The organism is Streptomyces sp. NPDC055254 (assembly GCF_053606025.1).
Map to the genome: position 1 here is coordinate 1 of NZ_JBSGQV010000036.1, position 21,382 is coordinate 21,382.

At 74.1% G+C, this 21,382-nt stretch carries 18 protein-coding genes and 1 pseudogene; 10 read left to right on the plus strand and 9 right to left on the minus strand.

The window, feature by feature from the left end; all coding sequences use genetic code 11:
- Positions 1-90 precede the first annotated feature (90 nt).
- A pseudogene (locus tag ACWFQ8_RS26270) lies at positions 91-339 on the minus strand (ATP-binding cassette domain-containing protein); the annotation flags it as partial.
- Positions 340-447: 108 nt separating this feature from the next.
- On the opposite strand from ACWFQ8_RS26270, the gene ACWFQ8_RS26275 reads away from it, so the two are divergent.
- The 3 genes from ACWFQ8_RS26275 to ACWFQ8_RS26285 all read left to right on the plus strand — a co-directional run bounded on the left by ACWFQ8_RS26275 (position 448) and on the right by ACWFQ8_RS26285 (position 3,540).
- Complete coding sequence (locus ACWFQ8_RS26275) at positions 448-1,623, plus strand: sensor histidine kinase (protein WP_453788743.1); 1,176 nt, start codon at positions 448-450, stop codon at positions 1,621-1,623.
- 4 nt (positions 1,624-1,627) lie between these two features.
- On the plus strand, positions 1,628-2,278 hold the full coding sequence (locus tag ACWFQ8_RS26280) for a response regulator (protein WP_453788744.1): 651 nt from the start codon (positions 1,628-1,630) through the stop codon (positions 2,276-2,278).
- Positions 2,279-2,382: 104 nt separating this feature from the next.
- Positions 2,383-3,540 (plus strand): ROK family transcriptional regulator, encoded by a 1,158-nt coding sequence (locus ACWFQ8_RS26285; RefSeq protein WP_453788745.1) that lies wholly within the window; start codon positions 2,383-2,385, stop codon positions 3,538-3,540.
- A 76-nt stretch (positions 3,541-3,616) separates the two neighbouring features.
- Here the strand turns inward: ACWFQ8_RS26285 and ACWFQ8_RS26290 are convergent, their stop codons facing one another.
- Entirely contained in the window at positions 3,617-4,390 is a 774-nt protein-coding gene (locus ACWFQ8_RS26290) for a GntR family transcriptional regulator (RefSeq protein ID WP_453788746.1), read from the minus strand.
- Between the two features lie 286 nt (positions 4,391-4,676).
- Between ACWFQ8_RS26290 and ACWFQ8_RS26295 the strand changes: the two genes are divergently transcribed.
- The 4 genes from ACWFQ8_RS26295 to ACWFQ8_RS26310 all read left to right on the plus strand — a co-directional run bounded on the left by ACWFQ8_RS26295 (position 4,677) and on the right by ACWFQ8_RS26310 (position 11,916).
- The gene (locus ACWFQ8_RS26295; RefSeq protein WP_453788747.1) at positions 4,677-5,528 is read left to right on the plus strand and encodes an alpha/beta fold hydrolase; all 852 of its coding nucleotides are present in this window, start codon (positions 4,677-4,679) and stop codon (positions 5,526-5,528) included.
- 1,318 nt (positions 5,529-6,846) lie between these two features.
- Positions 6,847-8,415 carry an alkaline phosphatase D family protein gene (locus ACWFQ8_RS26300; protein ID WP_453788748.1) on the plus strand — a complete coding sequence of 523 codons (1,569 nt, stop codon included), beginning with the start codon at positions 6,847-6,849 and terminating at the stop codon, positions 8,413-8,415.
- Positions 8,416-8,572: 157 nt separating this feature from the next.
- Entirely contained in the window at positions 8,573-9,982 is a 1,410-nt protein-coding gene (locus ACWFQ8_RS26305; protein WP_453788749.1) for a GNAT family N-acetyltransferase, read from the plus strand.
- Between the two features lie 224 nt (positions 9,983-10,206).
- A complete protein-coding gene (locus ACWFQ8_RS26310; protein WP_453788750.1) occupies positions 10,207-11,916 on the plus strand; it encodes a DUF885 domain-containing protein in 1,710 nt (569 codons plus the stop codon).
- Between the two features lie 87 nt (positions 11,917-12,003).
- Here the strand turns inward: ACWFQ8_RS26310 and ACWFQ8_RS26315 are convergent, their stop codons facing one another.
- On the minus strand, positions 12,004-12,519 hold the full coding sequence (locus tag ACWFQ8_RS26315) for a rhodanese-like domain-containing protein (RefSeq protein ID WP_453788751.1): 516 nt from the start codon (positions 12,517-12,519) through the stop codon (positions 12,004-12,006).
- A gap of 94 nt (positions 12,520-12,613) precedes the next feature.
- Here ACWFQ8_RS26315 and ACWFQ8_RS26320 point away from each other — a divergent pair, with 94 nt between their 5' ends.
- Complete coding sequence (locus tag ACWFQ8_RS26320) at positions 12,614-13,060, plus strand: Lrp/AsnC family transcriptional regulator (protein ID WP_453788752.1); 447 nt, start codon at positions 12,614-12,616, stop codon at positions 13,058-13,060.
- On the opposite strand, the gene ACWFQ8_RS26325 is transcribed toward ACWFQ8_RS26320, so the two are convergent.
- From ACWFQ8_RS26325 to ACWFQ8_RS26335, 3 genes are all read right to left on the minus strand, one after another.
- Positions 13,050-16,061, minus strand: a complete 3,012-nt coding sequence (locus tag ACWFQ8_RS26325) for an AAA family ATPase (RefSeq protein WP_453788753.1) — start codon at positions 16,059-16,061, stop codon at positions 13,050-13,052. The genes ACWFQ8_RS26320 and ACWFQ8_RS26325 overlap by 11 nt on opposite strands.
- Positions 16,058-17,224, minus strand: a complete 1,167-nt coding sequence (locus ACWFQ8_RS26330; protein ID WP_453788754.1) for an exonuclease SbcCD subunit D — start codon at positions 17,222-17,224, stop codon at positions 16,058-16,060. The genes ACWFQ8_RS26325 and ACWFQ8_RS26330 overlap by 4 nt, the downstream gene beginning before the upstream one ends.
- 133 nt (positions 17,225-17,357) lie before the next feature.
- Complete coding sequence (locus ACWFQ8_RS26335; RefSeq protein ID WP_453788755.1) at positions 17,358-17,984, minus strand: YigZ family protein; 627 nt, start codon at positions 17,982-17,984, stop codon at positions 17,358-17,360.
- 112 nt (positions 17,985-18,096) lie between these two features.
- Here ACWFQ8_RS26335 and ACWFQ8_RS26340 point away from each other — a divergent pair, with 112 nt between their 5' ends.
- A complete protein-coding gene (locus tag ACWFQ8_RS26340) occupies positions 18,097-18,501 on the plus strand; it encodes a CoA-binding protein (protein ID WP_453788756.1) in 405 nt (134 codons plus the stop codon).
- Here ACWFQ8_RS26340 and ACWFQ8_RS26345 read toward each other — a convergent pair.
- Entirely contained in the window at positions 18,498-19,283 is a 786-nt protein-coding gene (locus ACWFQ8_RS26345; protein WP_453788757.1) for an acyltransferase, read from the minus strand. The genes ACWFQ8_RS26340 and ACWFQ8_RS26345 overlap by 4 nt on opposite strands.
- A gap of 166 nt (positions 19,284-19,449) precedes the next feature.
- Between ACWFQ8_RS26345 and ACWFQ8_RS26350 the strand changes: the two genes are divergently transcribed.
- Positions 19,450-20,007, plus strand: a complete 558-nt coding sequence (locus ACWFQ8_RS26350) for a gamma carbonic anhydrase family protein (RefSeq protein ID WP_453788758.1) — start codon at positions 19,450-19,452, stop codon at positions 20,005-20,007.
- Here the strand turns inward: ACWFQ8_RS26350 and ACWFQ8_RS26355 are convergent.
- Together ACWFQ8_RS26355 and ACWFQ8_RS26360 are read right to left on the minus strand one after the other, a co-directional pair.
- Positions 19,991-20,605, minus strand: coding sequence for an ankyrin repeat domain-containing protein (locus ACWFQ8_RS26355; RefSeq protein ID WP_453788759.1), 615 nt, complete (start codon positions 20,603-20,605; stop codon positions 19,991-19,993). The two genes, ACWFQ8_RS26350 and ACWFQ8_RS26355, sit on opposite strands and share 17 nt — an antisense overlap.
- Positions 20,602-21,363 (minus strand): DedA family protein, encoded by a 762-nt coding sequence (locus ACWFQ8_RS26360; RefSeq protein ID WP_453788760.1) that lies wholly within the window; start codon positions 21,361-21,363, stop codon positions 20,602-20,604. Before ACWFQ8_RS26360 ends, ACWFQ8_RS26355 begins: the two co-directional genes overlap by 4 nt.
- Positions 21,364-21,382 lie beyond the last annotated feature (19 nt).

Sequence of the window (21,382 nt, forward strand, 5' to 3'; positions counted from 1 at the left end):
TCGTCAGTTCATGCCGACGCACCATGACGGCCTCCTGCCCGGAACGGCAACAGATCCACCATCCGGGCAAGAGCCATCAGACACTGCCTAGGCGTCGAGGAGCGCGCCGACCCGGTGCAAGGGGTCGGTGAAGGCACGGAATTCCCGCCCTCCGATGGTGGCGGTCCCCGACGTGATGCGGTCGAGCCCCAGCAGCAGGCGCAGGGTGGTGGACTTGCCGGCGCCGTTGGGTCCCAGGAACCCGGTGACGCGGCCGGGCAGGACGTCGAAGGTGAGGCTGTCCACGGCGCGGGTCGCGCCGTACTCCTTGGTCAGTGCTCGGATCTCGATGCGGTTCATGCCTCAAGGTTCGCCGGGGGCCCCACCCCCGCTCCTCCCCCGTGCGGGGGGACCGTCTCCCCCACGTGGGGGAGACGCCGGTGATCGGCCGACTGCCAGGATGAAGACATGTACCGACTGCTTCGTGCGCCGATCCGGGGGATCACGTACACACGCTGGCTGCATCTGCTCGTGCCCATGTTGATCGTGGCCGTCTGGCTCTTCATAGAACCCGGTTGGCCCTGGGTGCCGGCGCTGATCGTCGCGCCCTTCGGGCTGCTGCCCTGGGTGCGGCTCGCCGAAGGGCTCCAGGCCCAGTTCCTGTTGACGCCGCACGAGAGCGGCAAGCACGACGGTTCCATCAGCACCACGGCGTCCGCGAAGTGGGGGGACCGCTGGCGGACCGTGCTCTGGCTGGAGATACGCCTTGTCCTCGCCACGGTGGCGACCCCGGCGACGGTGTGGCTGCCGATCCTCTCGATCGAGTTCGGCCTCATCGCCGCGGGGCGCCCGTTCGACAGCAGCATGCTGCTCCCCTTCGCCCCGCCCCGCTGGGCGGCCGGCCTCCTCGCGCCCCTCTCGCTGGCCGTCCTGGTGGTCACGGTGGTGCTGCTGGGAGAAGCCGTCACGTCCATCGCCCGCAAGCTCTTGGGGCCGTCGGCCGCGGAGCGGCTGAGCGCCCTGGAGGCGCGCACCGAGCAGCTGCTGGAGCGGACCCGGATCGCGCGGGAGCTGCACGACTCGATCGGGCACGCGCTGACGGTGGCGGTCGTGCAGGCGGGAGCGGCGCGCACGGCGGGCGATCCCGCTTTCACGGACCGGGCGTTGAAGGCCATCGAAGAGACCGGCCGGGCGGCGCTGGAGGATCTGGAACGCGTGCTCATGGTTCTGCGGGAATCCGCGCAGGGCCCCTCGCAGAGGCCCACGCTCACCGAGGCCGACCGGCTGCTGGACTCGGCACGCGCCTCCGGATCGGAGGTCGACGTGCAACTGTCCGGTCCGCTCGACCAATTGCCCGGGTCGGTCACCCGCGAGGGCTATCGGATCCTCCAGGAGGCACTGACGAACGTGCTCCGTCACTGCGGTCCGGTGCCGGTCCGGGTCCGCATCGAAGTGGCCGTCGGGCGACTTGATTTGGAGGTCGTCAATCCACTTCCGTCCGGCCCCACGCTGATGAGGGGGAGCGGAAGCGGGCTGAGAGGCATGCGGGAACGGGCCGCGCTGCTCGGCGGAGAGGTGGAGACGGGACCGTACGAGGGAAGCTGGAGGGTGCGCGCACGCCTTCCGCTGGAGCGAATAGGCTGACCGGATGCCGGTTACCGTACTGCTCGTCGACGACGAGCCCCTGGTGCGCGCGGGGCTGCGTGCCGTCCTGGACGCCCAGTCCGACATCGAAGTGGTGGGCGAGGCGGCCGACGGCGCCTCCGTGATCCCCCTCGTCCGGCAACTGCGCCCGGACGTGGTGGCGATGGACGTGCGGATGCCGCTGCTCGACGGGATCGAAGCGACCCGGGCGATCCTGCGGACGATCGACTCCCCGCCCAAGATCCTCGTGGTGACCACCTTCGAGAACGACGAGTACGTGTACCAGGCGCTGCGGGCCGGGGCCGACGGCTTCCTGCTCAAGCGCGCCCGGCCGGCGGAGATCGTCCACGCGGTGCGGCTGGTGGCGGAGGGGGAGACCCTGCTGTTCCCCGCGGCCGTACGCGCCCTCGCGGCCGAGTACGGCAACCAGCGGGCGCGTGCGGTGCTGGAACGGGCCTCGCTGACCGAGCGGGAGGAGGCGGTACTGCGGCTGATGGCGCGGGGTCTGAGCAATGTGGAGATCGCCGCCGACCTGATCGTCGGCACGGAGACGGTAAAGTCGCACGTCAGCGCGATTCTGGCCAAGCTGGGGGCGCGGGATCGGACGCAGGCCGTGATCACGGCCTACGAGTCGGGGTTCGTGGCCCCGGCCTGAGGGCAGGACTGCCGTATTCCGGCCGGTGGGGGGCTGGTTCTCGCCGCCGCACCGACCGGGCAGTACGATCCGGCTGACACGCTCGCTAGCTGGGAGGACACACGTTGGGGCAGCTGACCGGCGGGGACCCCTCTCTGCTCCGACGCATCAATTCGGCCGTGGTGCTGCGCGCACTGCGGGCGGCGGGATCGCCGACCCTCACCGACCTGACACGGGTGACCGGTCTCTCCCGGCCGACCGTCGAGGGCGTGGTGGAGGGGCTGATCGCGACCGGGCTGGTCGTCGAGGCCGATGCCGAGGAGGGCGCGCGACGCCAGGGCCGGCCGGCCAGGCGCTTCCGCTTCCGGGCGGAGGCCGGCCACCTGCTCGGCATCGAGATCGGCGCGCACCGTGTCGCGGTACTGCTGTCCGGTCTGGACGGGCGGGTCATCGGCGCCGGAACCAAGGAGGTCGCCGAGACGGCCTCGGCCGACGAACGGCTGGAGCGGGTGCGGACGGCGGTCGCCGAACTGCTCCGCCGGGCCGGGATCCCGCGCGACTCGTTGCGGGCCGTCGGGGTCGGCAGTCCCGGGATCGTCGAGGCCGACGGCACGGTCCGCCTCGGCACCGCGCTGCCCGGCTGGACGGGGCTGCCGCTCGGCGAGCGGCTCCGACGCTCGTTCCGCTGCCCGGTGCAGGTGGAGAACGACGCCAACGCGGCGGCGGTCGCCGAGCATTGGAAGGGCGCCGCGCGGGAGACCGACGACATCGTGTTCGTGATGGCGGGCCTCAGCCCCGGCGCCGGGTCGCTGATCGGCGGCCGGCTGCACCGGGGTTTCGGCGGGGCGGCCGGCGAGATCGGCGCCCTGCACCTGCTGGGCCGCGAGGTCACGCCGGAGCGGCTGCTGTCGACCACCGACGAGCCCCTGCACCCGCTCGACGAACCCGCGGTGGCCGAGGTCTTCGCCATGGCGAAGCGGGGCGACGCACGGGCCGTGGCGGCCGTGGACCGCTTCCTGCAACGGCTCGTGCACGACGTGGCGGCCCTGGTCCTGGCGATGGATCCGGAGCTGGTGGTCGTCGGCGGCTGGGCAGCCGGCCTGGACGGCGTACTGGGCCCCCTCCGCCAGGAGCTGGAGCGCTACTGCCTGCGGCCGCCCCGGGTGGCCCTGTCCCTGCTCGGCGAGGCAGCGGTGGCCACGGGTGCGCTGCGGCTCGCGCTGGACCACGTCGAGGAGGAGCTCTTCGCCGTGGAGAAGACGGTCACGGCCCGCCGCCGCTGACCCGCGCCCCCGCACTCACGGACGCCGCCCCCGGCCGCAGGGCGGCCGGGGGCGGCGGTGTACACAGCTCCGTGCGTCAGGAGGCGACGCGGGGCTCGTGGGTGATCTGGACGTCGCCCGAGTCCCCGAAGGTGAGGCGGCAGGTGTCGGCGCGGTACGTGGCCACCGAGACGGCCGCCGTGCCAGCTGCGGTGAAGTACCGGGTGGTGACCAGGAGCACCGGGGCGCCGGGCAGCCGGTCCAGCTCCTTGGCGTCGTCGGCGCGGGCGGAGCCGAGCTCCACCGAGCGGTCCTGCCCGTCGAGGACGAGCCGCTGGAGCTCGCGCAGCACGGCACGGGCCCGCGCGGCACCGGCCGGGGCCCCGATCGCGGAGAGTCCGGGCACCGACGCGGCCGGAACGTAGAGCAGTTCGGCGGCGACGGCCTGCCCCTGGGTGACCCGGGTGCGGCGCACGGTGTGCACCGGCTCGTCGGCAGCGACGGCGGCAGTCCCGGCGCCGAGGAGTCTGAGCACCGCGTTCGGCGCGACCGCCTCGGCGGCGTCCACCGCTTCCCAGCCGTCGACGCTGTCGCCGGGCCAGCCGTGCTGCGCGCTGCCGACGTCGACGCCGACGCGTGGCGGCGCGACCGTGGTGCCGACGCCCCGGCGGCGCTGCAGCCGGCCTTCGAGCTCCAGCTGCTCCAGGGCCTGACGCAGGGTCGCGCGGGCGACGCCGAAACGGGCGGCGAGCTCGCGCTCGTTCGGCAGGACCTCGCCGACGGCGAAGTCCTGGTCGAGCGCTTCGCTGAGGACGGTCTTCAGGTGCCAGTACTTCGGCTCCGGCACCGTTTCGAGCTGCATGGTCCCCACCCTGAGTCCTCCTGCCATCGCTGCACTCGCCGTGTGATCCAGCGGCAGTTCCGCGCCTTTGTTTATTAAAGGTTCCTGCACTATCCCTGCGACGATAAGACGGCACACCCCCTTGGTCAAGACCAATGCTCATCCCTTGCGGGGCAGATCGGGCATAGGTATCAAGCCGTTCACGGGATGTTCTCGTACGCTCCGAAGGCTTGTAGTCAAGGGCTACCGGACGGTAATCATGTGGGAAGCACTACTGACAGCCCGTCTCATATGCGTCCCCCCGACGAGGAGCAGCATGACCGCCACGGTCTCCTTCACGATCGATTCGCCGCTGGGCCCCCGCACCGCGACCGTCGCCTACGAGCGCAAGGGCGCCGGCGAGCCGCTCCTCCTGTTGCACGGCATCGGCCACCACCTGCAGGCTTGGCACCCGGTGACGGACATCCTCGCTGCCGAGTACGACGTGATAGCCGTCGACCTGCCGGGCTTCGGACTCTCCGAACCGCTGCCGGACGGGGTCCCGTACGACTTGGGGACCGTCGCCCCCGCGCTCGGGGCCGTGTGCGCGGCGCTCGGCGTCGAACGTCCGCACGTCGCCGGCAACTCCCTCGGCGGACTGCTCGCGCTCGAAATGGGCCGCAGCGGCCTGGTCCGGTCGATCACCGCCCTCTCCCCCGCCGGGTTCTGGACCCCGGGCGAGCGCCGCTACGCCTTCGCCGCGCTCCTCGCGATGCGCGCCGGCGCGAGGGCGCTGCCCGGCCCCGCGCTGGAGCGGCTCTCGCGCAGCGCCGCCGGCCGCGCGGCGCTCACCGGCACCATCTACGCCCGCCCGGGCCGCCGTTCGCCGCAGGCCGTCGTGGCCGAGACCCTCGCCCTGCGCGGGGCGACCGGCTTCGAGCAGACGCTGGCCGCGGGTGGTTCCGTACGGTTCACCGCCGACGTACCGGGCCTGCCGGTCACCATCGCCTGGGGCTCGCGCGACCGGCTGCTGCTGCGGCGCCAGGGCGTACGGGCCAAGCACACGGTCCCGGGTGCGCGGCTGGTCCGGCTGCCGGGTTGCGGCCACGTGCCTATGAACGACGACCCGGCGCTGGTGGCTCGGGTGATCCTCGACACGGCCCGCAGCGCGACCCGCGCCACCGCCTGACCGCCGAGCCCTCCCGGCACCCCGCCGCCACAACCGCCCGCCGCACCTGCGCCTACGCCTGCGCCTGCGCCTGCGCCTGCGCCTGCGCCTGCGCCTGCGCCAAGGCTGGACGGCCCCCGGAACGCGCCCGCCGCCCCGGGGCGCCGAGGGCACCCACGCCACAACTCCCGCGGGGCTGGAGCGGGCTGGCCGGTCGCCGCCATCGCCGCCTGGCCTGGGGGCGGCCGGACGGGAACTCCGCACAGGAGCGCACCGCGTTGCCACCTCGACCGCAGCCGAGCGGGTGCCCGGAACGGGACCGACGGGTACGCCCAGCCGGAGGAGTACATCCCGCCAGTCCCGACGGATACGCGCAACGGGCAGCGAGGCGCCCGAACGGGACAGGCGGTCCTCCGCGCCCGAGGGGAGGACCTCCGGGCAGAGCCGACGGGTACGCCCACCCAGCAGGAGCCACCCGGACGGGACAGGCGCCGCGCCGCGCCCCGCCGGAAGACCTCCGGGCAGAGCCGACAGGTACACCCACCCAGCAGGAGCCACCCGGACGGGACAGGCGCCGCGCCGCACCCCGCCGGAAGACCTCCGGGCAGAGCCGACAGGTACACCCACCCAGCAGCAAGCCACCCGGACGGACGGGACAGGCAGTGCGCCGCCGGAGGAGGACATACGGGCAGCGCCAGGGGTGCGCCGAGCGGGGGTGGAGGGCTCCGGACGGGGCGCCGAGGCGGTGTGGGGGGTGGGTCAGCACCTTCCACACGGGAGGGCCAGGTCCGGGGGCCGTTCGGAACTGTCCCCAGGGTGGGGGCGTGGGGACGGTGGGGGGTGTCCCCGCAGGCGACGCGAACTCACCCCCGGGTCCCTATTCCGGTACCGCTCGGGTTCGCAAGCCGAGGAGACACCCCCCACCGGCCCCGCGCCCCCACCCCCGTAGCCCCACGCCCACCCCTCCGGCCACGGCCACGACCCCGCCCTGCCCCCGCCCCCGGCAACACCGCGGCCACCGCCACCTCCGCGGTCACGCCCACCGCCACCGCCACCGCCCCGGCCGCCGCGGCCGGCCCCAGCCCCCGCCCCGCCCCCGCGGCCGGCTTCGGCCGCCGGAGGCGACGACCGCCCCGCCCCGCCCCGCGCGAACCGCCCCGCCCCGCGCGAACCGCGCCAACCGCGCGAACCGCCCGGCGGCAGGGACCGGCGGACGCCCCCGGCGAGCGGCCGGCGGCAGGCGGTTGTTCATCCGGGGTTCGCGTGGCCGACGCGGTCGGGCCGGAGGCTGACGGCACGCTGGTGCGAACCACCCCCGCCCGCCCCTGGAGACGCACCGATGGCACCGACCCCGCACACCCGACGGACCCTCATCGGCCGTTCCCTCGCCCTCTCCTCCGCCCTGCTCGCCGCACCCGGCCTCACCGCCCCGGCCTTCGCCCGGTCCGGCCGCCCCAGCGCCCTCTGGGGCGTCCAGTCCGGGGAGATCACCGCGCACTCGGCCACCGTCTGGACCCGTTCCGACCGCCCCGCGCACATGCACGTCGAGACCTCCCCGAGCGAATCGTTCCGCTACGCCGTGCGCCGCCACCGGGGCCCGCTCCTCGGCCCGGCCACCGACTTCACCGGCACCACCGTCCTGCGCGACCTCCCGCCCGGGCAGCAGATCCACTACCGCGTCGTCCTCGCCGACCCCGACGACCCCCGCCGCACCTCCCAGCCGGTGCGCGGCAGCTTCCGCACCACGCCCGTCTCCCGCCGCCGGGGCGTGCGCTTCCTGTGGTCCGGGGACCTGGCCGGCCAGGGCTGGGGCATCAATCCGGACCTCGGCGGCTACCGCGTCTTCGACGAGATGCGGCTGCGCGATCCCGACTTCTTCCTGTTCAGCGGTGACACCGTCTACGCCGACGGGCCGATCCTGCCGTCCGTGCCCCTGCGGGACGGCAGCGTCTGGCGCAACGTCACCACCGAGGAGAAGGCCAAGGTCGCCGAGACGCTCGACGAGTTCCGCGGGAACTTCCGCTACAACCTGCTCGACCGCAACCTGCGCGAGTTCAACGCCCAGGTCCCGGTCCTGGCCCAGTGGGACGACCACGAGGTGCGCAACAACTGGTACCCGGGCCAGCTGATCGACGACCCCCGCTACACCGTCAGGGACGTCGACACCCTGGCCGGCCGCGCCCGCCGGGCCTTCGAGGAGTACTTCCCCGTCACCGACCTGCGCGGCGGCCGCGCAGAGGGCCGGATGTACCGCGTGATGCGCTACGGCCCGCTGCTCGACGTCTTCGTGCTCGACATGCGCACGTACCGCAACGCCAACTCCCCCGGCACGCAGACCGAGGACCCGGTCGGCATCCTGGGCCCCGAGCAGCTGGCCTGGCTGCGGCGCGAGCTCTCCCGTTCACGCGCCACCTGGAAGGTCATCGCGGCGGACATGCCGCTGGGCATCGTCGTCCCCGACGGGGCCACCGCCTTCGAGGCCGTCGCCCAGGGCGATCCCGGCGCACCACTGGGCCGCGAGCTCCAGATCGCCGAGCTCCTGCGGCACATCAAGCACCAGCGCATCACCGGCACCGTCTGGCTCACCGCCGACGTCCACTACACCGCCGCGAACCACTACGCGCCCGAGCGGGCGGCCTTCGACGACTTCGCGCCGTTCTGGGAGTTCGTATCCGGCCCCGTCGGCGCGGGCGGCTTCCCCGCCGGGCGACTCGACGCGACGTTCGGCCCCCGGACGGCGTACGTCCAGTCGGCGCCGTTCGCCAACATGTCGCCGTCGGAGAACCCCCCGTACTACGGCGAGGTGGACATCGACGGCGGCAGCGGGGAACTGACCGTACGGCTGCGCCGCCAGGGAGGCGGAGTACTGTTCAGCACGACGCTCCAGCCCGGCCGGGTGGGCCAGTAGGGGCGGGTGCGAAGAGTCCGAGAGCGCGGGGCCGGACCTGAAGGTCGGATTCCGGAAATCGCCCGGAAAACCGGGTGAAATCGGCCAGATGGATACTTAACCCATCGGTCACAGAGCGTTTGTGATCACGCAACACCCTTGCGTCACAGTGGTGTGCATGACTGACCGTGACCTTGCCCCCGCCCAGCGTCCCCACCACCGCCACCACCACTGGCGCCGCGACGTCGTCGAACTCGCCGCACTGTTCTGCGCCGTCGCGGTCGCCGACGCCATCGCCAATCTCGTCGTGCACGGCCCGAGGGGCCCGATCCTGCTGGTCGTCTCGGCCGTGGCACTCCTGGTCACGGCGGCCTTCCACACCTGGTGGGCACGGCGCCACAGCCATGCGCCGCCGCCGGACGACACCGCACCCTCGGATCCGGGCGGCGCGAGCAGCACGGGCACCAGCACCACCCTGTGGCGGATGCGGACGACCGTACGGGACGAGCCCGGTTCACTGGCGGCGCTCTGCACCGCCCTCGCCCGCAACGGCGTCGACATCCTGACCCTCCAGACCCACCCGCTCCCGGAAGGCGCCACCGTCGACGAGTTCCTCCTGCGCGCCCCGCAGCAGCTGCCCACCGCCGACCTGACCCGCGCCATCGCCCGCGCGGGCGGCCACAGCACCTGGATCGAGCGCGCCGACGCCCACGACCTGGTCGACACCCCGACCCGCGTCCTGGGCCTGGCCACCCGCACCGCGCTCGACGCCGCCGAGCTTCCCCTCGCCCTGCGCCAGTTGCTCGGCCGCTGCACGATCCACTCCATCCCGGCGACCACCCTCTCCGGCCGCCCCAACGCCGGAGCCGACGCCCCGGTCGAGGGAGTGCTGGAGGCCACGGTCATGCGACTGCGCGACCCCTCGGGGGGCGCCATCACCGTGGAGCGGCCCCACCTGCCCTTCACTCCCACCGAATTCGCCCGCGCCCGGGCCCTGGTCGAGCTCGACACCCGGCTCGGTCCCCGCGTCCCGCGCAGCCAGGACGTGCTGACGCTGCCCGAGGGCAACGAGATCACCGTGCGCCGCGCCGACGGCTCCGATCGGGCGGCGGCCCGCGCGATGCACGACCGCTGCTCCGAGCGCACCCTGTCCCTGCGCTACCACGGCCCGGTGGCCGACGCCGACCGCTACCTCGGACACCTGCTGAGCCCGCGCTTCGGCCGCACCCTCGCGGCCACCACCGCCTCGGGCAAGCTCGTCGCCCTCGGCCACCTGCTGTGGGACGGCGACGAGACCGAGGTCGCCCTGCTCATCGAGGACGACTGGCAGCGCCGCGGCATCGGCTCCGAGCTGCTGCGCAGGCTCCTCGCCATGGCCGTCGAGGCCGGGTGCGACAGCGTGTACGCCGTGACCCAGGCGTCCAACACCGGGATGGTGGCCGCCATGCGCGGGGTCGGACTCCCCCTCGACTACCAGATCGAAGAGGGCACCCTGGTGATCACCGCCCGGCTCGACGCGGCCCCGGTCGGCTCCCGGCTCCCCCACGAGCTCCCGCTCGGGGACCGGGCCCACCGCCCCCTGCACTGACCGTCCCAACGGCCCGCCGGCCTGCGGTCGATGCGCTCGCGCGCGCCGACCGCGGGCCGGCTTTCGTGCTTCCCGGCCACCGCGCGCGGCCGCCCCCGCAGGCCGTTGCGCCGGGCCCGACCGGCCGCCCTCGAAGCGGTAGATCCGCTTCCGCTCGGCGCCGCGTCAGCAGGCTGGCGACAAACGGTGATGACGGGGGCTGCTGTGCGTACGAAGATGTCCGCATGCCCGATACCCTCAGCAGCACCGGCGAAGGCGACCGTCTGCCTCGCCAGGTGGCCGACGCCTACGTGGACGACCTGATCGCCCTCGACCCGATCACCGGCACCTACCTCGGTGTCGCCGCCAGCTCCGGCAAGCTCCCGGACTTCTCCCCGGCCGGCTCCGCGGCCGCCGCCGAGCTGTCCCGCACCACCCTCGCCCGCCTCGACGCCGCCGAACGCCTGCCGGGCGCCGACTCCGACGCCGAGCGCCGCTGCGCCCGCCTGCTGCGCGAACGCCTCACCGCCGCGCTCGCGATCCACGAGGCCGATGAGGACCTGCGCGCGGTCAGCAACATCCACGCTCCCGCGCACAGCGTCCGCGAGGTCTTCCCCCTCACTCCCGCCGAGACCGAGGAGGACTGGGCGGCCGTCGCCCAGCGGCTGCGCGCCGTCCCGGCCGCCTTCGCCGGCTACCGCGAGAGCCTCCGGCTCGGCCTGGACCGCGGACTGCTCGGCGCCCCGCGCCCGACCGCCACCTTCGTCGAGCAGCTCACCACCTGGGCCGGCCAGGACCCGGACGGCGCCCGGGACTTCTTCGGCGAGTTCGCCTCGGCCGGCCCTCAGCGGCTGCGCGCCGAGCTCGACGAGGCCGCCGCCCTGGCGACCGGGGCCGTCGTGGAGCTCCGCGACTGGATGCGGGACGTGTACGCCCCGGCCGTCGCGGACGCGCCGGACACGGTGGGCCGCGAGCGCTACGCCCGGTGGTCGCGCTACTTCAACGGCACCGACCTGGACCTGGACGAGGCCTACGCGTACGGCTGGTCCGAGTACCACCGGCTGCTCGCCGAGATGAAGGCCGAAGCCGCGAAGATCCTGCCCGGCGCGGACCCGTGGGAGGCGCTGCGCCACCTGGACGAGCACGGCACGCACATCGAGGGCGTCGACGAGGTCCAGGCCTGGCTGCAGGGGCTCATGGACGAGGCCATCGAGAACCTGGACGGCACGCACTTCGAGCTCGCCGAGCGGGTGAAGAGGGTGGAGTCCATGATCGCCCCGCCGGGCGGTCCGGCGGCTCCGTACTACACGAACCCCTCGGAGGACTTCTCCCGCCCGGGGCGCACGTGGCTGCCCACGATGGGCCAGACCCGCTTCCCCGTGTACGACCTGGTGTCCACCTGGTACCACGAGGGCGTCCCGGGCCACCACCTCCAGCTGGCCCAATGGGCGCACGTCGCCGACCAGCTCTCCCGCTACCAGGCCGGCGTCGGTCTGGTCAGCGCCAACGCCGAGGGCTGGGCGCTGTACGCGGAGCGCCTGATGGACGAGCTGGGCTACCTCAAGGACGCGGAGCAGCGCCTGGGGTACCTGGACTGCCAGATGATGCGCGCGGCCCGGGTCATCGTGGACATCGGCATGCACCTGGAGTTGGAGATCCCGGCGGACTCACCGTTCCACCCGGGCGAGACGTGGACGGTGGACCTGGCGCAGGAGTTCTTCGGGCGGCACAGCGGGCGGCCGGGGGACTTCGTCGAGAGCGAGCTGACCCGGTACCTGTCGATGCCGGGGCAGGCGATCGGCTACAAGCTGGGCGAGCGCGCCTGGCTGCTGGGCCGGGACAACGCGCGGGCGGCGCACGGCGATTCCTTCGACCTGAAGGCCTGGCACATGGCGGCGCTGTCGCAGGGTTCGCTGGGGCTGGACGACCTGGTGGACGAGCTGTCGAAGCTCTGACCGGCGGTTCTCGCGGGTACGGCGACGGGCCGCGCGCCCCTTCGGGGGCGAGCGGCCCGTCTCGTGCCGGTCAGCGGTGCGGCCGGTTCAGCAGCCGCAGTCGTCCGAGTCGGTGGGCGCGGTCAGCGGGTCGGCCTCGGGGCGCTGCTCGTTGCCCTGCCAGGTCTCGACCTCGAAGCCCTCACGGATCCAGTACTCGATGCCGCCGAGCATCTCCTTGACCTGGAAGCCCAGTTGGGCCAGGGCGTGCGCCGAGCGGGTGGCGCCGTTGCAGCCCGGGCCCCAGCAGTACGTCACCACGGGGACGTTCTTGTCGAGGAGCTTCTCCGCCTGCTCGGGGATGAGGGCGGTGGGCAGGTGGATCGCGCCGGGTACGTGGGCCTGGTCCCAGGCGGGGGTGGAGCGCGAGTCGATCAGCTGGAAGCCGAGCTCGGCGCCCTGCTCCCGGTGGGCCCGGAAGGCGGTGGCGACATCGGACACGTCCGCGTGGAAGGCGAGGCTCGCGCCGAAGTAGGCGGCCGCGGCCGCGGGGGCGGCCGGCGGTACCCGGAGCACGGGGTTCACGGTGGCGGGCGCGCTGCTGGTGTGCGGTGTCGTCGTCATGACTCAAAATCTACGACGCCTTGATCATTCACGGAAGTGGTTTTCCCCGGCCCTTTGCTTGTACCGCCGGGGATTTCCCTGCTAAACCTGAGCCATGACCGACTATTCCCCTGACGCCACCGACTGGCGGATCCTCGAAGTCCTCCAGCGGGACGGACGCGCCAGTTTCACCGAGCTCGCCCGCTCCGTCTCCATGTCCGCGAGCGCCGTCACCGAGCGCGTCCGCCGCCTGGAGGAGGTCGGCATCATCACCGGCTACACGGCGGTGGTCGACCCGGAGAAGCTCGGCAAGTCGATCCTGGCGCTGGTCCGGCTGCGCTACCCGCACGGGAACTACAAGCCGTTCCACGACTTCCTGGAGGCCACGCCCGAGATCCTGGAGGCCCACCACGTCACGGGCGACGACTGCTTCGTCCTCAAGGTCGCGGCCCGCTCCATGTCCCACCTGGAGGAGGTCACCGGCCGGATCGCGGGCCTCGGCCCGGTGACGACGAGCATCGTCTACTCCTCACCGCTGCCCCACCGTCCGCTCAGTCTTTGAGCGCCGCCGTGCGGTGACGGACCACCGAGCCCCCGCGCTGCTTGACGATCTCCAGCTGGGCCTGGACCCGGACCCGCAGGTCCGCGACGTGGCTGACGATGCCGACGCTGCGGTCGCGCTCGCGCAGCGAGTCGAGGACGTCGAGGACCTCGTCCAGCGCCTGGTCGTCGAGGCTGCCGAACCCCTCGTCGATGAAGAGGGTGTCGAGCCGCATGCCGCCCGCCTCGTCGGTGACCACGTCGGCCAGTCCGAGCGCGAGGGCGAGCGAGGCGAAGAAGGTCTCGCCGCCCGACAGGGTGGCGGTGTCCCGCTCGCTGCCGGTCCAGGAGTCGACCACGTGCAGGCCCAGTCCGGAACGCCCGCGCCCGCTCGCCCGCGCGTCGGAGTGCACGAGGGTGTAGCGCCCGCCCGACATGCGCAGCAGCCGTACGGTGGCGGCGGCCGCCACCTGCTCCAGACGCGCGGCCAGTACGTACGCCTCCAGCCGCATCCGGCGCTCGTTGTCCGCGGAGGTGCCGGCGGTGAGCCCGGCCAGCCGGGCGACCCGGTCGTACTCCTCCCGCAGCGGGCCGAGCGCGCTCAGCTCCCGTTCGGCCTGCCGGGAGAGCCGATCCAGCTCCGCGCAGCGCACCCGGGCGGCGTCATGGGCGGATCCGGCCGTACGGAGCTTCGCGTCGGCCCGGGCCGCGTAGGCCTCGGCGGCCTCCGGTTCGGCCGGGGGCAGGGCCGCCGCCTCGGCGGCGCCGGTCTCGGCGAGGCGGTCGGCCAGCATGGCCTCCTCCGCCTGCCAGGCGTCCATCCGGTGCTGCAGGGCGGTGCGCTGGTACTCGGGGAGCACCGCGTCGGCCGCCGCGTCCACGGTGTCGAAGCCCGCCTTGAAGGCGGCGTCGGCCAACTGCCCGTCGGCCTCCTTCAGGTGTGCGGCGGTGGTTTCCGCCCGGCGCAGCGCGACGGCTGCGTCCGCGACCATCCGGACCCGTTCCTCCAGGGTCCGCGCGCGGGCCGCGACGGTGGGCGCGTCTGCGCGGACCAGGGCGAGCTCCGCCTCCAGCGCGGCCTGCTCCCGGTCCAGGGCCTCGCGCCGGGAGGCGCGGGCGGCGATCCGGCGTTCGGCGTCGAGCCGGTCGGCGCTGCGCGTGGCGTGCTCCCGCTCGGCGCGGTCGAGGCCCTCGCGCGCGGCGTGCAGGCCCGCAGCGGTGGCGTGGGCGGCGGCGTGCCGGGAGCTCAGGTCCGAGGTGCGGGCGAGGAGTTCCTCGGTGGTGTCCTCCCCGGCGGCGGCCGCGGCCTCGGCCATGGCCTCTTCGACGGCGGCGAGCCGGCGCTCCACGGCCGCCCGGGCCGCCTCGGCGCGCTCGAAGTCGGCGTGGGCGGCGTCCTCCGCGGCCCGGTCCACGTGGCCGGGGGCCGGGCGGGCCGGGGCCGGGTGCTCGGCGGAACCGCAGACGGTGCAGGCCTCCCCGGCCACCAGGGACTCGGCGAGCTCGGCGGCGATCCCCCGTAGCCGGGTCTCCTTCAGCTCCAGCCAGTGCTCCCGCAGGGCGCTCGACTCCTCGCGCGCGCCGAGCAGTTCGGCGGCGGCGCGCTCCGCGTCGGCGGCGAACCCGTCGCGCCGCCGGGCCGCGCCCAGCCGCGTCCGTGCGGCCGCGAGCCCGCCCGCGAGCTGCTCGGCCAGGGTCGCGGCCTGCTGCGCGGCGTCGAGCCGCTCCTGGAGCGCGGTCCGGGTGGCTTCCCAGCGCTCCAGCCACTCGGCGGACTCCTGGTGCTGCTCCTCGGCGGCGCGCGCCTCCCGTTCCAGGTCGGCCCGTTCGCGCCCGATCGCGGCGCTGCGCTGCTCGGCCCGCCGGGCGGCGCCGAGCGCGCCGAGGTCCTCCCGCAGCCGCTGCTCCTCGGCGGCCAGTTCCTCGGCGCCCGACTCCGCGAAGGAGGAGGGGAGCGCGGCCCGGGCGGCCGTTTCGGCGTGTGCGGCGGTCAGGTGGGCCGCGGAGGCGGCTCCGCGCAGCTCCAGGGCGGGAGCCACCAGGGCGCCCCGCCGGGCCCGGTCGAGCAGCGCGCGCACCCGTTCCCGTTCGGGGGCGGCGTCGGCGAGCGCGGCGCGCCGGAGCTCGGTCTCGGCGTGCCGGCGCTGGAGGCGGTCGAGCTCCCGGGCGTCCTCGGCGGCGCGCCGGGCGGCGGCGCGGCGTCCCTCGACGGCGGCCAGCACGTACTCGGCTACGGCGTACTGCTCCCGGGCGGCGCACCGGGCCACGGCCGCCCAGGCCCGGACGGCCTCGGCCAGCCCGGGGTCGCCCGGCTGGTGCCCGGGCACGGGCCAGGCGCGCAGGTCGGCGTTGTCCCCGGCGGCCTGGGCCAGCCGCTGGACGGTGGCGAGCACCTTCTCGTCGCCCGCGCGGACCTTGGCCTCGGCGGCCCGGCGCCGCTCGCCGAGCAGGGTTTCGACGGCGGCGAAGCGGCGGGTGTCGAAGAGCCGGCCGAGGAGCCGGCCGCGGGCCGCCTCGTCGGCGCGCAGGAAGCGCGCGAACTCCCCCTGGGGCAGCAGCACCACTTGGCAGAACTGCTCGCGGCTCATGCCGAGGAGCTGCTCGACCTCCTCGCCGATCTCCTGGTGGGATCGGCTGAGCGCCTGCCAGCCGTCGCCGGTGCGCTCGCGCAGCGCGCTCTGCGCCTTGTCCTTGGTGGTTCCGGTGCCGCGCTTCTTGGGCCGGTCCTGTTCGGGGCGCCGGGTGATCTCCAGGCGCCGCCCGCCGGCGGTCAGTTCGAGGGTGACCTCGGTCGGGGTCCCGGCGGAGGCGTGGTCGCTGCGCAGACTGGTTCCGGGAGCCTGGCGGGGGCCGGGCACCGATCCGTAGAGCGCGTAGCAGACGGCGTCCAGGACGGAGGTCTTCCCCGCCCCCGTGGGCCCGTGCAGCAGGAAGATGCCCGCGCCGGACAGGGCGTCGAAGTCGATCTCCTGGGGCTCGGCGAACGGCCCGAAGGCGGTGACCTTGAGCCGGTGCAGCCTCATCGGTGGATCTCCTGGCGGCTGTCCTGGACGCGTACGTCGTCGAAGGCTCCCCGGAGCACGGCCCGTTCGGCCTCGTCGGCGCGGCCGCCGCGTACGTGCGCGACGAAGTCCTCGGCGATCTCCTGGTCGCTGCGGCCCTTGAGCCGCTGGGCGTAGGAGGCGCCGGCCTCCTCCTCGCGTCCCTCGGGGTCGAAGGCGAGGCTGAGGGTGTGCGGGAAACGGGCGGCGAGGCGGGCCATCGGGTCGTCGGGGCGCACCGGGTCGGTGAGGGTGGCCTCGACCCAAGCGTCCTCGTGCACGCGCAGGCGCCCGTCGGACAGCAGCTCGTCCAAGCGGCCGCGCAGCCGGGCGAGGGCCCTCGGCACGGGGGTGTCGATCCGCTCGGCCCCGATGATGTCTCCGCCCGCGCCGAGCTCGACGAGCCACATGGTCTTGCGGTGGTCGGCCTCGGAGAAGGAGTAGGCGAGGGGGGAACCGGAGTACCGGACCTGTTCGTTGATCGTCTGGCAGCCGTGGAGGTGGCCGAGGGCGGCGTAGTCCACCCCGTCGAAGACGGAGGCGGGCACGGCCTCGACCCCGCCGACGGTGATGTCCCGCTCGCTGTCGCTCGCCCGGCCGCCGGTGACGAAGGCGTGCGCCAGGACGACGGACCGGGTGCCGGGGGCCCGCGCGGCCAGGTCGGCCCGGATCCGGTCCATGGCCGCGCCCAGGACCGCCTCGTGGCCGACCGCCTCGGCGCCGAACTCCTCCTTGACCAGGGCCGGTTCCAGGTAGGGCAGGCCGTACAGCGCCACGTCGCCGTGTACGTCGGACAGCAGCACGGGGTCGGCGCAGCCCGCCGGGTCGGTCCTGAGGTGGATGCCGGCGCGGTCGATCAGGCCCGCGCCGACGCCGAGGCGGCGGGCGGAGTCGTGGTTGCCGGAGATCATGACCGTGGGCACGCCGAGCGCGGCGAGCCGGTGCAGGGCGCGGTCGTAGAGTTCGACGGCCGCGAGCGGGGGCACGGCCCGGTCGTAGACGTCACCGGCGACGAGGACGGCGTCGACGCCGTGCGTGCGGACGGTCTCGACGAGGTGGTCTATGAAGGCGGCCTGGGCACCGAGCAGGTTCACGCGGTGGAAGGCCCGGCCGAGGTGCCAGTCCGAGGTGTGCAGGAACTTCACTCGCCGGCTCCGCCGCGCATGCCCGTCACGCCCGTCTCCCCCTACTGGTCTCCCGCTCGCTGAACCCCTCTACGCTAACCCGTCCCCGGGGCCCGTCCGCCCGGCCGAGCCGGTACGGGGGGCCGTCGCAGGCTCAGGGCGCGTACGTCTCTCCGCCGAGGGTGAGGGTGGCGCTGCCGGCCGTGCTGTCGGCGAGCCAGGCCTCGAAGGCGGGCAGGTCCGCCTCCGGGAGGGCGACCTCGATCTCCACGGCGGCCCCGTACCGCAGGTCGACCACGGTCCGGCCGGTGGCGCGCAGGTCGTTCTGGGTCTTGCCGGCCCGCTGGTGGTCGACGGTGACGGTGGCCAGCCGGTAGCGGCGCCGGGTGACGGTGCCCAGCTCGTCCAGGGCCTCGCCGACCACTCCCCCGTACGCCCTGATCAGGCCGCCGGCGCCGAGCTTCACACCGCCGTAGTAGCGGGTGACCACGGCGACCGCGTAGCGGATGTCGCGCCGCATCAGCATCTGCAGCATCGGGACCCCGGCGGTACCGCCGGGCTCGCCGTCGTCGCTGGCCTTCTGGACGGAGGCGTCGGCGCCGATGACGTAGGCGAAGCAGTTGTGCGTGGCGGTGGGGTGCTCCTTGCGGACGCGTGCCACGAACTCCTGCGCCTGCGCCTCGGTCGCGGCGGGGGCGAGCGCGCAGAGGAAACGCGAACGGTTGATCTCGGACTCGTGCACGCCCTCACGGGCCACCGTCGCGTACTGGTCTGCCTTCACCGCTCCACCCTACGGGGAATCGGACCTGTGTCTTTTCGGTTGATCCGGCAGTACGGCACCCCCGACGACCGGGACAGACCGAGCCGAACCAGACCAGCAGGAGGCGGCGCACGTGTACGGCGATCCGGCAACCATCCGCGAGATCCTCACGGAACTCGGCGACACCTGGGCCGTGGTGGGCCTGTCCAACAACCAGGACCGGGCGGCCTACGGGGTCGCCCGCGTCCTGCAGCGGTACGGCAAGCGCGTGATCCCCGTGCACCCCAAGGCCGAGACGGTGCACGGCGAGCCCGGGTTCGCCTCGCTGGAGGCGATCCCCTTCCCGGTGGACGTGGTGGACGTCTTCGTGAACAGCGAGCTGGCGGGCGCGGTCGCCGACCAGGCCGTGGCCATCGGCGCCAAGGCGGTGTGGTTCCAGCTCGGGGTGGTCGACGAGGCGGCCTACGACCGCACGCGCGCGGCCGGGCGGGCCATGGTGATGGACCGCTGCCCGGCGATCGAGATCCCCACGCTCTAGCGTTCCGCCGGCCGCTGCGGCTCCGACTCGGAGAGGCCGGCGAGGTCGGTGATCTCGGCGAGCTCTGCCAGTCCCCGCAACTGCTCCGGCGTCATCCCCTCGGGAATGGGGACCGGCGCCGGAGTGCGCAGCGGCGGCTGCCAGCCCGTCTCCGGTTCCCACCTGCGCACGACCCGCGCCGGCGCTCCCGCCACCACCGCGTGGTCCGGCACCTCGCCGCGTACGACGGCCCCGGCCGCGACCACGACGTTGCGGCCCAGCTTCGCTCCGGGCAGGATCACCGCGCCCGTGCCCAGCCAGCAGCCGGGGCCGATCTCGACGGGCTCGCTACGGGGCCACTGCCGGCCGACGGGCTGGTGCGGGTCGTCGTAGCTGTGGTTGGTGGAGGTGATGTACACCCCCGGGCCGCAGAAGGTGTCGTTCCCGATGGTGATCCGGGTGTCGGCGATGACGTGGCTGTCCCGGCCGATCACCACCCCGTTGCCGAGGACCAGCACCGGCTCCGCGCCGAGGTCGAGGTCCGGCATCATCCCGGCCGTCAGGGTGACCCGCTCGCCGATGATGCAGTGGTCGCCGAGCCGGATCCACCGCTCCCCGAAGACGGTGCCCTGCGGGAAGGCGAGCCGGGTGCCGTCCCCGATGGCGCCGAAGCGCAGCGCTCCGGGCGTCTGCGCGGTGACGGCGCCGGCCCGCTGCATCCAGCTCCAGCCGGCGTGGACGGCGCGGTTCGCCAGTCTGCGGCGCAGCTCCGCCAGGGAGGAGAACGTGTTCTTCTTCGGCACCCGGCCACGGTAGTGCGCCCGGTGCCGGGCGTCCGGACCCCCGTCCTGTGATCTTCACCCCATCGCGGGGCGGCCCGGCCCCGTGTCCTACGGTGCCGGTAGCGCGACAGGACGAAAACGGCACGCGTAAGCACCACCCGGAAGAAGAAGGACAGAGGAAGAGCACATGACGCATCAGGCGGCCCAGGACCGGAACCGGGCATTCGTGGCGGGCGTGGGCGGGAAGAGCCCGGCCCTGCATCCCACGGCCTTCACCGCACCCACGTCCGTCGTGGTCGGCGACGTCACCCTGGCCGCCGGTGCGAGCGTCTGGTATTCGGCGGTGCTCCGGGCGGACTGCGGCCCGATCACCCTCGGCGCCGACAGCAATGTGCAGGACAACTGCACGGTGCACGTGGACCCCGGGTTCCCGGTCTCCATCGGTGCGCGCGTCTCCATCGGGCACAACGCGGTCGTGCACGGATGCACGGTCGAGGACGACTGCCTGATCGGCATGGGCGCCACCGTCCTGAACGGCGCGGTGATCGGCGCCGGTTCGCTGGTGGCCGCGCAGGCCCTGGTACCGCAGGGGATGGTCGTCCCGCCCGGCTCGCTCGTGGCGGGGGTCCCGGCCAAGGTCCGGCGGGAGCTGACCGAGGAGGAGCGGGAGGGCATCAAGCTCAACGCCGCGATGTACCTGGAGCTGGCCGAGCAGCACGGCGCGGCGATCACTGCGGAGGCGTAGCCCCCGCCTGCCGCCAGGCGGCGAGCCGGAGGGCCTCGATGACCGCCTCGTGCCGTGTCCCGTCCGGCGCGTCCGCGTGCGCCTGTCGGACGAAGCGCACGATCGGGGGGCTGACTGCGGCGCCCCGGCCGAGGAGGTGTTCCACCATGTCCAGCTGCGCGAACCAGGCCGCCCAGCCGAGGGCGGTGTGGCCCCTGAAGGTCGCCTCCAGGTCCGCGCCGCGGGCCAGCAGGAAGTCCACCGTCTCCGGGTGTCCGTGGCCGCCGGTGGCCGCGAGGAGGAGCGCCGGGTACTCCGGCCTGCCGCACTTCCGGTTCGGGTCGACCCCCGCGTCGAGGAGCACCGCGACCACGGCGGTGCGACCGCGCATGGCCGCCAGGGCCAGCGCGTCCAGCTCGTGGTACGGGCCGGCGTCCGCCGTCGGGTCGGCGCCGGCCTCCAGGAGCAGCCGGACGACCTCGGCGTGCCCGGCGTCCACCGCCAGGTCCAAGGCGGTGCGCGCGGCCGAGCTCCGCTCGTCCAGCGCCGCGCCGGCGGCCAGCAGCTCGGCCACGCGCACGGCGTCCCCGGCCTCCGCGGCAGGTATGAGCCCCGTCACGCGCGGGAGCGGGCCGGCTCGGCGGGCTCCGGGAGCGCCGCCGGGGCGTCCGGACCCGTATCCGCCGCCTCGGCGGCGTCTCCCGTGTTCGCCGAGCCCGCCGTGCCCGCCGTTGCCGACTTCGCCGTGCCCGCCGTCTCCGTACGGACGGCCTCCGCCGCCTTCTTCATCCGGCTGCGCACGACCAGCGTCACCGCGAGCCCGAAGACGACGGCCAGCCCGAGCGCCAGCCAGGAGAACCGCTTCAACCACGGTTCCGCGACGATCCCGACCGAGTAGATGACGGCCGTGGTGCCGCCCGCCCACAGGATGCCGCCGAAGACGTTCGCGACCAGGAACCGCCAGTACGGCATGTGGAGCACGCCCGCCAGCGGCCCGGCGAAGATCCGCAGCAGCGCCACGAACCGGCCGAAGAAGACCGCCCACATGCCCCACTTCTCGAAGGAGCGTTCCGCCAGCGCGACGTGCTCCGGCCCGAAGTGCTTGGGGAAGCGCCGGCCCAGCCGCTCCAGCAGCGGTTTGCCGCCCCGGCGTCCGATCGCGTAGCCGATGGAGTCGCCCACGATGGCGCCGGTGATCGCGCACAGCGCCAGCACCACGGGGTCGATCTCGCCGTGCTGCGAGGCGAGCAGGGCCGAGCTCACCAGGACGATCTCCCCCGGCAGCGGGATGCCGAGGCTCTCCAGCCCGATGACCAGCCCCACCAGGAGGTAGACCGCGACCGCCGGAATCGTCTCCAGCCATGCCTGGATGTGCACCGCTACGTCCTCCCGATCG

What these genes read in the sequence shown, in the direction of transcription:
- ACWFQ8_RS26295 (WP_453788747.1), top strand. Translation starts at nt 4,677, where the DNA reads ATGACCGCCACGGTCTCCTTCACGATCGATTCGCCGCTGGGCCCCCGC.
- ACWFQ8_RS26305 (WP_453788749.1), top strand. Translation starts at nt 8,573, where the DNA reads ATGACTGACCGTGACCTTGCCCCCGCCCAGCGTCCCCACCACCGCCAC.
- ACWFQ8_RS26310 (WP_453788750.1), top strand. Translation starts at nt 10,207, where the DNA reads ATGCCCGATACCCTCAGCAGCACCGGCGAAGGCGACCGTCTGCCTCGC.
- ACWFQ8_RS26320 (WP_453788752.1), top strand. Translation starts at nt 12,614, where the DNA reads ATGACCGACTATTCCCCTGACGCCACCGACTGGCGGATCCTCGAAGTC.
- ACWFQ8_RS26325 (WP_453788753.1), bottom strand. Translation starts at nt 16,061, where the DNA reads ATGAGGCTGCACCGGCTCAAGGTCACCGCCTTCGGGCCGTTCGCCGAG.
- ACWFQ8_RS26280 (WP_453788744.1), top strand. Translation starts at nt 1,628, where the DNA reads ATGCCGGTTACCGTACTGCTCGTCGACGACGAGCCCCTGGTGCGCGCG.
- ACWFQ8_RS26350 (WP_453788758.1), top strand. Translation starts at nt 19,450, where the DNA reads ATGACGCATCAGGCGGCCCAGGACCGGAACCGGGCATTCGTGGCGGGC.
- ACWFQ8_RS26275 (WP_453788743.1), top strand. Translation starts at nt 448, where the DNA reads ATGTACCGACTGCTTCGTGCGCCGATCCGGGGGATCACGTACACACGC.
- ACWFQ8_RS26315 (WP_453788751.1), bottom strand. Translation starts at nt 12,519, where the DNA reads ATGACGACGACACCGCACACCAGCAGCGCGCCCGCCACCGTGAACCCC.
- ACWFQ8_RS26300 (WP_453788748.1), top strand. Translation starts at nt 6,847, where the DNA reads ATGGCACCGACCCCGCACACCCGACGGACCCTCATCGGCCGTTCCCTC.